The following is a 12,928-nucleotide window of genomic DNA, read 5'->3' as shown; positions in this document are numbered from 1 at the left end:
TCTGTGGCGTGCACTACGCCCAGGGTGAACGAGGTAGTCCCCGGGCTTCGCGCGCGGTCAGGTATTGAAGAGCTTCACGTGCAGGTAAACCTCGTCGGGCGACCTGATGTCCTGAACGATATGGCGGTATACCCAGGGCTTCTCGACATGGTCCTGAGCTTCCTTGACGTTTGTGGCCCCCGACATCGAGGGACCTGCGATGACGGTCAGCGCAGAGGGATCCGGTACCAGCCGGAATGGCTCGGTGAACTTCGAGTTCCGCAGCATCGTCTCCACGTCCCGCGCGGTGGCTCGCAACGCCACCTCGTAGAGGGTGTCCTGGAAATGCGTTCTCAACACCTTGAGAACCTGAACCCCCTGCGGGAGGTCGATCCGCCCGAACGCTTCGGCCTGCGCGATAGGCACCTCGGCCTTCTCATCCCCGAATGTGAACAACGAACACCCAGCTAATAGCGCACACAACACCAGCCCCGCCAATGCCCGCATGATTCCCCTTTGACGACCGTCAACCGCCTGCTCAGCCCTCCAGTCAGTGATCTTGTTCACGGTACTATCGCCCAGCCTCACGAACGCGGGCACCGGGTCTGCGTGCGGCCGAGAACGAAGAGGTCCAGTCATGCCTGGTCGCCACAGTGAACGCAATCGCAGAAGACAGCGTTCGGGTGGTTCGAGTGTGCCCAAGTGGATTGCGCTGGCGGTCATAGCGATCCTGCTCAGCGGGCTCGGGGTGTTCGCCTTCACGAAGCTGGTCGGCCGGTGCGGAGATGTCGACACCTTCACCGTCGCTGCCGACCCGGCCATCGCTCCGGTCATCGCGAAGGCCGCTGACGGTGCGAGCGCCAAGGACCTCGGTTGCACAAAAATCACCGTGGACGCGAAGGCCTCCGCGGCGACGGCCGCGACAATCGGCAAGCCCGGCGGCGCGCCCGCATTGTGGCTCCCCGATTCCTCTATCTGGCTGGTGAAGCAGATGCGCACCACCGGGTCGCCACTGGATTCGGCCAGTCAGTCCGTGGCCAGGACCCCCGTGGTGGTGGTCGCCAAACAAGGTGAGGCGCCGACGTTCGATTCGTGGTTGAGCGTGTTGAAACAGCCCGGGCTGCGGATCGGCAATCCGCTGGAAGACACCGTGGCGGCGGGTCCGGTGCTGGGGGCGCTTGCCGAAGCCGAACAGGGAAAGAGCGATTCCAACGTCATCACCGCGGCGCTCGTCCCGATCGCGCAGGCACAGCTGACGAACACCCGGCAGAGCAGCGCCGAGGAACGTCTCGGCGAGGTGGCCAAGAGTGGCGGCCTGGCGATATCCACCGAACAGCAGCTGCTCGAATACAACTCCAAGCACCCGGGCGCGTTGCTCACCGCCGTTGTCCCGGCCACCGGCACACCGACCCTGAACTATCCGATAGCCGTCACCGAATCGGCCAACGATCGGCATGCCAAGGCCAAACAGTCCGGAGAAGCGCTCGCCGAACGCCTTTCCGGTAGCAATGGTGCAGATGCGTTGATGAGCGCCGGATTCCGAGGGCCGGACTTCGCGCCGCTGGACGGCAAGGGTGTGGGGACGGTGGAGACACTCACGGTGAACGATCTGACCGCGTTTGACACCGCGATGCGCCGATATGCGGTGCTGGCCTTGCCTTCCCGGATGCTCGCGGTACTCGATGTCTCGGGATCCATGCGTTTTCCCGCGGGGCCGGTGTCACGCGTGGCATTGCTGAGTCAGGCGATCGACAACGGGCTGCCCCTCTTCCCGGAGAACGCTCAGATCGGTTTGTGGGTGTTCTCGATCGACAAGGGCGGGCCGGGCCAGGACTGGAGAGAGCTGCAGCCGCTTCGCATGCTCAGCGCGAAGGTGGGCGACAAGACCCAGCGCCAACTCCTCCTCGATGACGGCCGCGGACTGGATGCCCTCGTCGGAGGTGGAACAGGCTTGTACGACACCACTCTCGCCGCGTTTCACACGGTGCAGTCCACATACGACCCCTACTTCATCAACAGCGTGGTAATCATCACCGATGGCGCGAACGAGGACGCGAACGGCATTTTCCTGGATCGGCTGCTTGCCACCTTAAAAAAGGAACAAGACCCGGCGCGCCCCGTGGTGCTCATCACCCTCGGCATCACCGAGGACGCGGATGCCGATGTCCTCAAACAGATTTCGGAGGCCACACCGGGCGGAGCCAGCCGAGTCGCGCGTAGTGCCGACGAGATCCCCAACATCGTCACCGATCTCATCCGGGCTCGGGCCGCCGCACACTAAACGAAGACGGCCTCCGGCTCCGGCGGGTTCGCAAGCAACGTGGGCAACACAAAAACCCGGACGTAGCGCCGAACTTGCTCAGGGTTGTCGGTACCCGGGATCAGACCGAGCAGCAGGGACAACGCGACGGACAGCACGTAACGCGCCGCATCCTCGGGCCGAACGCCCGTGCGCACCTCAGACATCCGGGTACTGAAGACCCCCGCATACATGGATGTGAGCAAGTCAATGAGATTAGGGGCGTTGACAATTAATGATGCGACCGTGCCGTGATCGTCGCGGTCCGCGAGCACCCGCAGCAGCGGATTGGCACCCACCTCCACCGACACGATCACCATCGACTCGGGAATGATCTCGGCAAGGTCTTTCAGAACGATCAGGCGGCCGATCATCTTCGTGATCTCGCCCATCGTCGCGCGGACCACCAGGGCGTCCATCAGGTCGTCCCGGTTTCGGAAATGTCGATACACCACCGCTCGGCTGTATCCGGCTTCCCGCGCGATGGCCTCCATCGTGGACGCGCCATACCCACGCTCGATGAATAACCGCTCCGCGGCATCAAGAAGCTGGGCCTGCGCCTGCTGGGCGGTGTTTCCGCCCCCCGGTGGCCGGCCGCGTCCACGGGGAGTCTTGCCCTCGCCCTCACTCTTGCGAGCCATCCCCTAGCCGCCTCCTCGTGCAATATATTGACACTTTGTTATATCTGCCTATTATCATTCGTATGCTGAACAACCTGGCCAAATACTCTAATCCCGGCGGTGTCGTACCAGCCCGCGCAACGTGGACTCCCTGGCTGAAGGCCTGGCGCATGCTGATCAACGCCAAGTACCACGGCGATATCTATGAGGCCTTCCTCGGGATGGAAGCGCCCGTCTTTGCACGTGCCTACTACCAGGTGCGGGCCCATCCGAACGGCCGAAACCTGTTCAAGCACAAACCAGACCTACTCGCCGTGCTCAACGACGTCGAGTATTTGGACTCGCTGCCATTCGGCAGCCTAGGGCACGCGTACCTATCGTTCCTGAACACCAACAAGCTCGACGCAGGCGTGTTCGGCGAATCCAACATCATCAGGCCGATCGCCGAGAAGAACAATTGGGACGAGGACTTTTACTACATGATCATGAGAGGCACCGCCCTCCACGACATGTTTCACACCATCGGCGGCTACGGCCCGGACATCGCCGGCGAGATGGCCAACATCGGATTCCATTGCGGACAAATGGAACCCGCCGGACCGCTGGAGAAGTTCGGCATGTTCGGAGCACTCGCCCTGCCCGGCGCATCGGCGCCGTTCAAACTCCGCTACTACCGCCAGGCGGTGGAGCGCGGCCGTCGCGCGGATCTGTTAATGGCAGCCCCTTGGGAAGAGCTGCTCGAACGGCCCTACCACGAGGTCCAGGACATTCTGGGCGTGTCACCGGCCGAGGTGGCCCACCCCCAGGGCAGATGGGTGACGACGTGGACGCCTCCATCCATCAAACCCCCAACACCGTGGAACTATGAGCGCATTCTCGCTGCGGGCCCCATCGCAGCCTGAAAGGTCACCGAGCGTCTCGTTGGCTATCACACGCGGATCGAGCCGCGGGATGGATGGGAAATTCTAGAATCGTTGACAAGATCGCTGCAACGTCTCATATTTTGAACACCTACGCACGCAACGTGGCCGAGCCTGGTGCGAACGCCATCGATCCCGTGCAACCGATAATCGGCATCCCTGGTCGGCGATTGTGCGTTGTGGTTTAGTGGCAGTCACAACGCTGTTGGCCGCCCTCAGAAGGTGAGAATGCGCTCATGACCGATGCCGCTGTGGATATCCGGGAACGCGACATCGCCACAAACGGCGTGCACCTGCGCATCGTCGAGGCTGGTGAACCCGGCCAGCCGGTAGTCGTTCTGGCCCATGGCTTCCCCGAGCTGGCATATTCCTGGCGCCACCAGATTCCGGCGCTCGCCGCCGCCGGGTATCACGTCATCGCGCCTGATCAGCGTGGTTACGGCAGGTCGAGCGCGCCCGCGCATATCGATGACTACAACATCGAAGCACTATCCGATGATCTGCTGGGCATCCTGGACGAGGTGGGTGCCGGCAAGGCGACATTCGTCGGGCACGATTGGGGCGCCGTCGTCACCTGGCATACCGCGCTCGCCGTGCCCGAGCGCGTCGAGGGTGTCGTCGGTCTTTCCGTCCCGTTCACCCGACGCAGCCAAGTGGCCCCCACGCAGGCTTGGAAAAAGTTGTTCGGCGACAACTTCTTCTACATCCTGTACTTCCAGGAACCCGGGGTCGCCGATGCCGACCTCAACCGGAATCCGACAGCTACGATGCGCCGCATGCTGGCCGGAATGGCCCGCATCGACGGTGCGAAGATGATCGCACCGGGCCCGGCGGGGTTCATCGAGCGCATGACCGATCCCGGCGAGCTTCCCGAATGGCTGAGTCAGACCGAATTGGACCACTACATCGCGGAATTCACCCGCACGGGATTCACCGGCGGACTCAACTGGTACCGGAACTTCGACCGCAACTGGGCACTTACCGAACGGCTGGCTGGAGTGAATGTCGTTGTGCCGTCCCTATTCGTCGCCGGTGCGAACGACCCCGTCCTCGGTTTCACCGACCATTCGGGGAGTGCGAAGTACCGTACCGATAATCGGGGTGACATCCTGATCGAGGGTGCCGGACACTGGATTCAGCAGGAGCGGCCGGACGAGGTCAATGCCGCACTGTTGGGATTCCTGAACAAGATTGCACGATGAACACCCCGCTGCGCTTTGGCGCCTTCATCACGCCGTTCCACCCAGTCGGCCAAAATCCCACCACCGCACTGGAGTACGACCTGGACCGAGTCGTGGCGCTGGACCGCCTGGGCTATGACGAGGCATGGTTCGGTGAGCATCACTCCGGTGGCTACGAATTGATCTCCTGTCCGGAGGTCTTTATCGCCACCGCAGCCGAGCGCACCAAGCACATCAGACTGGGCACCGGGGTAGTATCGCTGCCTTATCACCATCCGTTGATGGTGTTGGATCGCTGGATTCTGTTGGACCACATCACTCGAGGCCGCGTCATCTTCGGCACCGGGCCGGGCGCGCTGCCGACCGACGCATACATGATGGGCATCGACCCGGTGGATCAGCGACAGATGCAGGAGGAGTCGCTGGAAGCGATCATGGCACTGCTGCGCGCGGCACCGGAGGAACGCATCAGCCGCGAAACATCCTGGTTCACTCTGCGGGACGCGCAGTTGCAACTACGCCCTTATACCCACCCCTACCCGGAAATCCTTACCGCAGCCATGTTTTCCCCGTCGGGTCCCCGGCTGGCCGGGAAACTCGGCGCGGGTCTGCTGTCCTTGTCGGCGTCTATCCCCGGCGGATTCGCAGCGCTGGAAAACGCGTGGGAGGTGGTCCGTGAGCAGGCGGCGGTCCACGGCCATCCCGAACCGGATCGGTCGGCGTGGCGGGTTCTCGGCATCGTGCACCTAGCCGAGACCCGTGGGCAGGCCATCGCGGATTGCACATACGGGCTGCCGGACTACGCACACTATTTCGGTGCGGTGGGGGTACTACCCCTTGCCAACGAAGTAGACGGCGCACCGCAGGACCCGCACGAATTCGTCAAGGCCTATGTGGACGAAGGCAACTGCTGCATCGGGACTCCCGATGATGCCATCGACTACATCCAGGACCTGCTCGACAAATCTGGTGGATTCGGCACCTTTCTGATGCTCGGGCACGACTGGGCCTCGCCGGAGGCGACGTTCAAGTCCTATGATCTGTTTGCCCGCAAGGTGGTTCCACATTTCAGTGGCCAACTCACCGCCGCCAAGATCTCCCACGATTGGGCGCAGGCCAAGCGGGGCGAGCTACTGGGCCGTGCCGGTGAGGCCGTCGCCAAGGCGATCGGTGAGCACGTCAGTGATGAGCGGCTCGCGCGCAAAACAGATAACTCAGTGAAGGACTCGATCTAATGCGGGCATCGGTGCTGCGCAACGGTGCGATGGTTTACCGGGACGATGTTGCCGACCCGGTGCCCGGAGAGGGCCAGGTGCTCGTCAAGGTCTCCGCATGCGGAATTTGCGGATCCGACCTGCATTTCGCAAAGCACGGGGCCCGGGCCATCGAACTGTCCAAGCAGATGGCGGGTATGCCCAGCCTGACCGACGGCGTCGACCTCGGGGCCGACGTGTTCATGGGGCACGAGTTCGCGGCGGAAGTAATCGAGGCGGGGCCGGGGACGCAGGCTCCGGCCTCCGGGACCGCCGTCACTTCGATTCCGATCCTATTGTCCACCAACGGAATCAATCCGATCGTCTATAGCAATAGCACACTCGGCGGCTACGCCGAGCAGATGCTACTGAGCGCACCGCTGCTGCTGCCCATCCCCAACGGCCTCGACCCCAGACATGCGGCGCTGACCGAACCGATGGCGGTCGGCCTGCACGCCGTCAACAAATCGACCATCCAGCCGGGCACCGGAGCGATCGTCATCGGATGCGGCCCCGTCGGAATAGCGGTGATAGCTGCCCTGCACAACTTAGGCATCGAGCCGATAGTCGCCGCAGACTTCTCCCCCGCCCGCCGCGATCTGGCCCGGCTCATGGGGGCACACGAAGTAGTCGACCCCAGCACCGAACCCACCTTCGAGGCCTGGTCCCGGGTCGGCAAGGGCGCGCCGGTGATCTTCGAGGCCGTCGGGGTGCCGGGCATCCTGAACGACGTGCTGCGAGGCGCACCGCACAGCTCGCGGGTGGTCGTGGTCGGCGTCTGTATGGAGCCCGATGCCATCACGCCGTACTTCGGGATCGCCAAGGAAGTTGCGCTCCAATTCGTGCTCGCCTACGACCCCGCGGAGTTCTCCGAAACGCTACGGCGAATCGCACACGGCGAGATCGATGTTGCGCACCTTGTCACAGGTGAGGTAGGTCTTGAAGACGTCGGGGCAGCTTTTGCCGATCTCGGCAATCCGGGGCACCATTGCAAGATTTTGGTGGTGCCGTAAAAGTTGGGGAGGACAGGACGTGACATGCGGGTACTAAGACGGAAAGCACTGACCCGGACAACCGCGGCGGCTGCGGCAGCGGCGATGGCCATGCTCCTGGCCGGCTGCGGTGACGATTCGACCGGCAGCACCGAGTCCACACGGAATGTGACCGTCGTCGGCAAGGGCGAGGTCAAGGGCGCACCCGATGTCCTGCGCGCCGATGTGGGCGTGTCGGTGACCGCCAAGGATGTCTCCGGCGCGCTATCTCAGGCCAGTCAGAAGGCCCAGGCCGTCATCGACGCCGTTGTCGGGGCAGGGGTGGCCCGCGAGGACGTCCAGACCAATGAGCTGTCCATCCAGCCGGAACAGACGTACCCGCAGGGCGGGCCCGCGCGTATTACCGGGTACAACGCCACCAATTCTGTGCGCATCAACATCCGCGATCTCAAGAAAGCCTCCGAAGTACTCGACAAGGCCGTGCAGGCCGGTGGCGACGCGGCGCGGCTCTCCGGGGTCAGCTTCGATCTCGACAACGACGCCGACCTGGTGAAGGGTGCGCGGGAGCGTGCCTTCAACGACGCCAAGGCCCGTGCCGAGCAGTACGCCGACCTCTCCGGCTCCACGCTGGGCAAGGTGCTGCGGATCGACGAGTCACACGGTTCGGTGCCTCCCCCGGCGCCGATGATGGGCAAGCGGGCACCCATGCAGGCGGACGCCTCCTTCGCGCCCCCGCTGGAACCCGGACAGCAGACGGTGACATTCGAAGTGAGCGTCATCTGGGAGCTGAACTAGACCATGGGTGACATCACGGTTGTCGGCCGTGGCGAGGCCAGCGGGAGTCCCGACGTGTTCATGGCCACCGTCGGCGTTTCGGTGCGTTCACGGCATATCGCCGGGGTGATGGCCGAGGTGAAGGCCAAGGCCCGCGCGGTGATCGATGCGGTGCTCGACTCGGGGGTGGCGGCCGAGGATGTCCGGACTGCCTGGATGTCGGTGCACCCGCAGTTCGACGGCAACCGGATCACCGGGTATTCCGCCGACAACTCGGTACGGATCACTGTCCGCGAACTATCGAAGGTGTCCGACGTTCTGGACAAGGCGGTCACCGCGGGAGGCGAAGCCGCACAGCTCTCCGGGGTCAGTTTCGATCTGCAGGACAGCACCGATCTGTCCACACAGGCGCGCGAGCGGGCATTCGCCGATGCCAAGGCGCGGGCTCAGCAGTACGCCACCCTCTCCGGTGGCGCTCTCGGAAAGGTCCTGCGCATCGACGAGACCGGCGGCCGCTCGAATCCTTCCCCGCGCGCCGAGTTCGCGATGCTGCGGGCCTCGGGTGGGCCGCCGGTAGAAGCGGGGCAGCAGACTGTCAGCGCCGAGATCACCGTGACGTGGGAGCTGGGATGAGCGCCCGCGCGAAGACCTTCAGTCGATGAGCGCCCGCGCGAAGACCTTCAGTCGATGAGCGCCCGCGCGAAGACCTTCAGTTAATGAGCGCCCGCGCGAAGACCGCCCGACAGTCAGTCGGTGTAGACGCGCGGGTGCAGCGTGCCGATAAAGGGCAGGTCGCGATAGCGCTCGCCGTAATCCAGCCCGTAACCGACCACGAATTCGTTGGGGATCTCGAAGCCGACGAGGGCCACGTCGACATCGACCTTCTTGGCCTCGGGCTTACGCAGTAGCGAGACCACATTGAGCGAGCGCGGCCCCCGCGAGGCGAGGTTGCGCATGAGCCAGCTCAGAGTGAGTCCCGAATCGATGATGTCCTCAACAATCAGGACGTCCAGGTCTTGGATGTCCCGATCGAGGTCTTTCAGGATCCGCACCACGCCGGAGGACGACGTTGCCGAGCCGTAGGAGCTGACGGCCATGAACTCCATCTGGGTCGGGATCGGGATGGCCCGGGCCAAATCCGACACGAACATGACGGCACCCTTGAGCACGGTCACGAGCAGCAGGTCACCATCGATGTCGCGATACTTCTCGCCGATAGCGGCGCCAAGCTCCTGAGTCTTGGCGCGAATCTGCTCCTCAGTGAGGAGCACCGACTTCACGTCGCCGCAATATTGCTCGCCACATGCCTGATCCTGTTCGCAGGTCACGACCGACAGCGTGCCATGGAGGGCAGTAGCTCTCCAACCCGGTGACATTGGCTAGTGACTTTGTTTACGAAATAGGCCACTATGGAAACGTGAGCAATGACGCTTACGGGGCAAGCGAAAAGCCGCCGTCCCGCGATATCCGCGTGGTGGTGATAGGGGCCGGCATGTCCGGGCTGTGCATGGCTTCCACCCTCCGGCACCGGGGTATCACCAACTTCACCGTCTACGAGAAGGCCGATGAGGTCGGCGGAACCTGGCGGGACAACACCTACCCGGGTCTGCAGTGCGATGTACCGTCGCGCTACTACTCGTACTCCTTCGCCCCGAATCCCGCTTGGAGTAAGGGTTTCTCGCCTGGCCCAGAGATCCACCAGTATTTCGTCAGATTCGCCGACGAGCAGGGTTTGCGACGGAACATCCGTTTTGGCGCCGCCGTCAGCCGGGCCGAATGGGTCGATGGGCCCGGCCATTCCCACTGGGAACTGGGGCTTTCCGATGGGAGTCGCGACACCGCCGACGTCGTGGTGAGTGCTACCGGGGTGCTTCACCTACCACGCCTCCCTGATATCGACGGGCTGAGCACCTTCGCGGGTCCGTGTTTTCACTCGGCGCGATGGGATCACTCTGTGCCGTACGCCGGGAAGCGGGTGGGGCTTATCGGTACCGGATCCTCCGGAGTCCAGATCATCAGCGCGCTCGCCGAAGAGGTGCAGAGCCTCGCGGTGTTCCAGCGCTCGGCACAATGGGTCGCACCGGTCCCCAACTTCACCTATTCGGCGATGTCGAAGTCGATATGGTCCCGCGTGCCGATTCTCAACAGATTCTCCTATCGCCTGTGGCGCTTCTATTTTGAACGCGGCGTCGGCGGATCGGTGGTCAATCCCGGAATCCGGCGCCGGCTCATCCAAGGATTCGTGCGGGCATCGCATCGGCTACTCATCCGCGATCCGGCGCTGCGCGAAAAGCTGCATCCCGATTACGAGCCGCTATGCCGACGATTGGTGATGTCGGTGCCGTTCTTCAAGGCGGTGCAACGCCCCAATGTCTCGGTGTTCACCGAGGGGATTGAACGCATCGTCCCGCAGGGCGTCATCACCAAGGACGGAGTTGTGCATGAACTCGATATCTTGGTGTGTGCCACAGGTTTTGACGCGCACTCGTACTTACGCCCCATGGAGGTGATCGGGCGCGACGGGATCAAGCTCAGCGAGGTGTGGAGCGATGGACCGCGTGCATACCGGGCCGTAGGCCTCGCCGGATTTCCGAACTTCTTCCTCCTGATCGGTCCGAACAGCCCGATCGGGAACAACTCACTGATCTCGATCGCCGAAACACAGGTGAAATTCGCGATGCATTGGATCGACGAGATCCGTTCCGGCCGAGTTCGATCGGTGGCGCCCACGGCGCACGCCGCGCAGACCTTCAACGCCGACGTGCGCCGGGCGATGCCCAACACGGTGTGGTCCACCGGATGCGACAGTTGGTATCTAGGGGCCGACGGAGTACCGGAGCTGTGGCCCTGGCCCCCAGTGGACTACCGTCGCACACTCACCTCGCCGATCCGCGAGGATTTCGCAATCACCTAGACCGGCACGCTAGACATCACGGATCGACAGCACCAGATGGCCACCTGATCTGGACGCCACCAGGCGCTGGTATGGCAGGTCCGCGCCCACCGCAACCCCTCCTTGCCCACGCCACTGCACGATCAGCGAATCCACCGCACGAAGCTGGCTGTCATTCAAATCCTGTGCGCCGCCCGCCAATAGCCAGAGTCTGATCACCCGTCGCCGCACAGCGGGCATCAGGTCGCGCAGACCCGAGATCGCCAGGGACCCCGCGCCGGGAAAGGCTGCCCGTGCCTGTTCGTCGAGCGCATCCCCGTCGTCCCGTAATGACGCCGCGGTTCGGGCGAGCGCCTCGGCGACACCGCCACCAAGAACCTGCTCCAGCAGCGGCAGCACCTCGTGGCGCAGCCGCACCCGGACGAAGCGGGAGTCGACATTGTGCGGGTCTTCCCAAGGAGTGAGGCCTAATTCGACACACGTGGCCCGCGTCTCGGTTCGGCGGATGTCCAGAAGAGGGCGCCCCCAGGGATCATCCCAGGGGCGCATTCCGGCGATGGAACGCCCGCCGGATCCTCGCCCGAGCCCCAGTAGCACCGTCTCGGCTTGGTCGTCGAGAGTATGGGCGAGCAGCACGGGTAAGCCATCCCGGGCCTCGCGCAACGCGGCGTACCGCGCATCGCGCGCTGCGGCCTCGAGACCGCCCGCGCCGTCGACGATCGCCGAAAGGACTAAGGCTTCATGACATCCCAGTGCCAACGCCTGGTTCCGTGCCCTGCGCGCGACCTCGGCGGAATCGTGCTGCAGCCCATGATCGACGATGAGCGCGCTCACCGCCCAACCCTGCGCGACCGCGGCCGCGGCAAGCGCCAGCGAATCCGCTCCGCCTGAAACTGCCACCGCCACTTTCCTCGCATCCGGAAGGTGCTGAGCACCAAATGATTTGACGGCCCGGCGCAGCGCTAGAGTACTCGGGCGATCCATTGGTCCGGGTTCTCGATCTCGGCGGGCTTGGGCAGTGTCTCGGCGTCTTGCCAGATCGTGTTGAAGCGTTCCATTCCCACCGTTCCCACCACGTGGTCGACGAATTTCTTACCGCGGGTGTACTGACGCATCTTGGCATCCATGCCGATGAGGGCACGGATGATCCGCTGCAGCGGTGGCTGTTTGCGTGCACGCCGCGCCTCGAAGCGAGACCTGATGGTTGACACCGAAGGGACAACGGCCGGACCCACTGCATCCATGACGTGGTCGGCGTGCCCTTCGAGCAGTGTGCCCAGTACCAGCAGACGATCCAGTGCATCCCTGCCACTTTCGGATTGCATGGCACGCAGCAGATCGACAATCCCGTTCTCGCCCTGCCCCTTCGGCGAGCGGGCAAACGCGGCCAGCCTACCGAGCATGGCCGCCACATCCTCCTCTTGCTCATGCGCGAGCGTTGCCAAGGTGCCCGACATGTAGTCCGCCAACCACGGGTTGGCCGAGAACTGCACGCGATGCGTCACCTCGTGCAGACACACCCACATCCGAAAATCGCTTGGCAGCACCCGAAGTTGGCGTTCCACGGCGATGACGTTCGGGTACACCAGCAGCAATGCACCCGCACCGTCCGCGGTGAACGGGTCGTACTGCCCGAGAATGCCCGACGAGACAAATGCCAGTACCGCGCCGGTTTGCGCCCCGGTGACACGGCCCGACAGAAACCCCGCGGATCCGCCGTCACCGCCGGCCATCACGCGCATGGATTCGGCTGCGGCCGCGATCCAACGGGGGCGATCGATAATCCGCGCCTCCGGTACCACTAGACCATCCGCCAGGCCCGTGAGCTCACGCACCGGGGCTTCCGCACGCAGCGCGGCATCCGACAGCTCGTCGATGGCCTGCTGACGGGTGTATTCGGTGGTGGGCGGCGCGGGCCGGGCCAGCTTGGCGCCCACCGTCGCGGCGAACTCCCAGTTGACCATGCGGCCAACCGTCAACTCGGGGCGCTCGGTTCCGGCTCCGCCCTTCGCGACGC

General features: G+C 63.8%; 13 protein-coding genes. 8 read left to right on the top strand and 5 right to left on the bottom strand.

What is annotated here, in order from left to right; genetic code table 11:
- Nucleotides 1-57: 57 nt before the first annotated feature.
- Entirely contained in the window at nt 58-486 is a 429-nt protein-coding gene (locus tag AC5Y5C_RS06400) for a hypothetical protein (protein WP_499970650.1), read from the bottom strand.
- Between the two features lie 205 nt (nt 487-691).
- Here AC5Y5C_RS06400 and AC5Y5C_RS06395 point away from each other — a divergent pair, with 205 nt between their 5' ends.
- On the top strand, nt 692-2,260 hold the full coding sequence (locus tag AC5Y5C_RS06395) for a substrate-binding domain-containing protein (protein WP_499970648.1): 1,569 nt from the start codon (nt 692-694) through the stop codon (nt 2,258-2,260).
- On the opposite strand, the gene AC5Y5C_RS06390 is transcribed toward AC5Y5C_RS06395, so the two are convergent.
- Entirely contained in the window at nt 2,257-2,919 is a 663-nt protein-coding gene (locus AC5Y5C_RS06390; protein ID WP_499970149.1) for a helix-turn-helix domain-containing protein, read from the bottom strand. The genes AC5Y5C_RS06395 and AC5Y5C_RS06390 overlap by 4 nt on opposite strands.
- Nucleotides 2,920-2,981: 62 nt before the next feature.
- Here AC5Y5C_RS06390 and AC5Y5C_RS06385 point away from each other — a divergent pair, with 62 nt between their 5' ends.
- The 6 genes from AC5Y5C_RS06385 (at nt 2,982) to AC5Y5C_RS06360 (ending at nt 8,651) form a co-directional block, all read left to right on the top strand.
- Nucleotides 2,982-3,800: a Coq4 family protein gene (locus tag AC5Y5C_RS06385; RefSeq protein ID WP_499970147.1), complete on the top strand. Its 819-nt coding sequence runs from the start codon at nt 2,982-2,984 to the stop codon at nt 3,798-3,800.
- A gap of 254 nt (nt 3,801-4,054) precedes the next feature.
- Nucleotides 4,055-5,020 (top strand): alpha/beta fold hydrolase, encoded by a 966-nt coding sequence (locus AC5Y5C_RS06380; protein ID WP_499970145.1) that lies wholly within the window; start codon nt 4,055-4,057, stop codon nt 5,018-5,020.
- Nucleotides 5,017-6,234 (top strand): LLM class flavin-dependent oxidoreductase, encoded by a 1,218-nt coding sequence (locus AC5Y5C_RS06375; protein ID WP_499970143.1) that lies wholly within the window; start codon nt 5,017-5,019, stop codon nt 6,232-6,234. The genes AC5Y5C_RS06380 and AC5Y5C_RS06375 overlap by 4 nt, the downstream gene beginning before the upstream one ends.
- Nucleotides 6,234-7,265, top strand: coding sequence for a zinc-binding dehydrogenase (locus AC5Y5C_RS06370; protein WP_499970141.1), 1,032 nt, complete (start codon nt 6,234-6,236; stop codon nt 7,263-7,265). Before AC5Y5C_RS06375 ends, AC5Y5C_RS06370 begins: the two co-directional genes overlap by 1 nt.
- 24 nt (nt 7,266-7,289) lie before the next feature.
- A complete protein-coding gene (locus AC5Y5C_RS06365; protein ID WP_499970139.1) occupies nt 7,290-8,039 on the top strand; it encodes an SIMPL domain-containing protein in 750 nt (249 codons plus the stop codon).
- Nucleotides 8,040-8,042: 3 nt separating this feature from the next.
- Nucleotides 8,043-8,651, top strand: a complete 609-nt coding sequence (locus tag AC5Y5C_RS06360) for an SIMPL domain-containing protein (protein ID WP_499970137.1) — start codon at nt 8,043-8,045, stop codon at nt 8,649-8,651.
- A 113-nt stretch (nt 8,652-8,764) separates the two neighbouring features.
- Here the strand turns inward: AC5Y5C_RS06360 and hpt are convergent, their stop codons facing one another.
- Nucleotides 8,765-9,346 (bottom strand): hypoxanthine phosphoribosyltransferase, encoded by a 582-nt coding sequence (gene hpt / locus AC5Y5C_RS06355; protein WP_499970136.1) that lies wholly within the window; start codon nt 9,344-9,346, stop codon nt 8,765-8,767.
- Nucleotides 9,347-9,435: 89 nt separating this feature from the next.
- Here hpt and AC5Y5C_RS06350 point away from each other — a divergent pair, with 89 nt between their 5' ends.
- Nucleotides 9,436-10,932 carry a flavin-containing monooxygenase gene (locus AC5Y5C_RS06350; RefSeq protein WP_499970134.1) on the top strand — a complete coding sequence of 499 codons (1,497 nt, stop codon included), beginning with the start codon at nt 9,436-9,438 and terminating at the stop codon, nt 10,930-10,932.
- A 9-nt stretch (nt 10,933-10,941) separates the two neighbouring features.
- Here AC5Y5C_RS06350 and tilS read toward each other — a convergent pair whose 3' ends face one another.
- Nucleotides 10,942-11,895 carry a tRNA lysidine(34) synthetase TilS gene (tilS, locus tag AC5Y5C_RS06345; RefSeq protein WP_499970131.1) on the bottom strand — a complete coding sequence of 318 codons (954 nt, stop codon included), beginning with the start codon at nt 11,893-11,895 and terminating at the stop codon, nt 10,942-10,944.
- Nucleotides 11,874-12,875 carry a zinc-dependent metalloprotease gene (locus AC5Y5C_RS06340; RefSeq protein ID WP_499970646.1) on the bottom strand — a complete coding sequence of 334 codons (1,002 nt, stop codon included), beginning with the start codon at nt 12,873-12,875 and terminating at the stop codon, nt 11,874-11,876. Before AC5Y5C_RS06340 ends, tilS begins: the two co-directional genes overlap by 22 nt.
- Nucleotides 12,876-12,928: the final 53 nt, after the last annotated feature.

This window comes from Mycobacterium sp. NGS15 (assembly GCF_059813245.1).
Note: the sequence above shows the minus strand (reverse complement) of the source record. Positions and strands in the feature narration are given on the sequence as shown.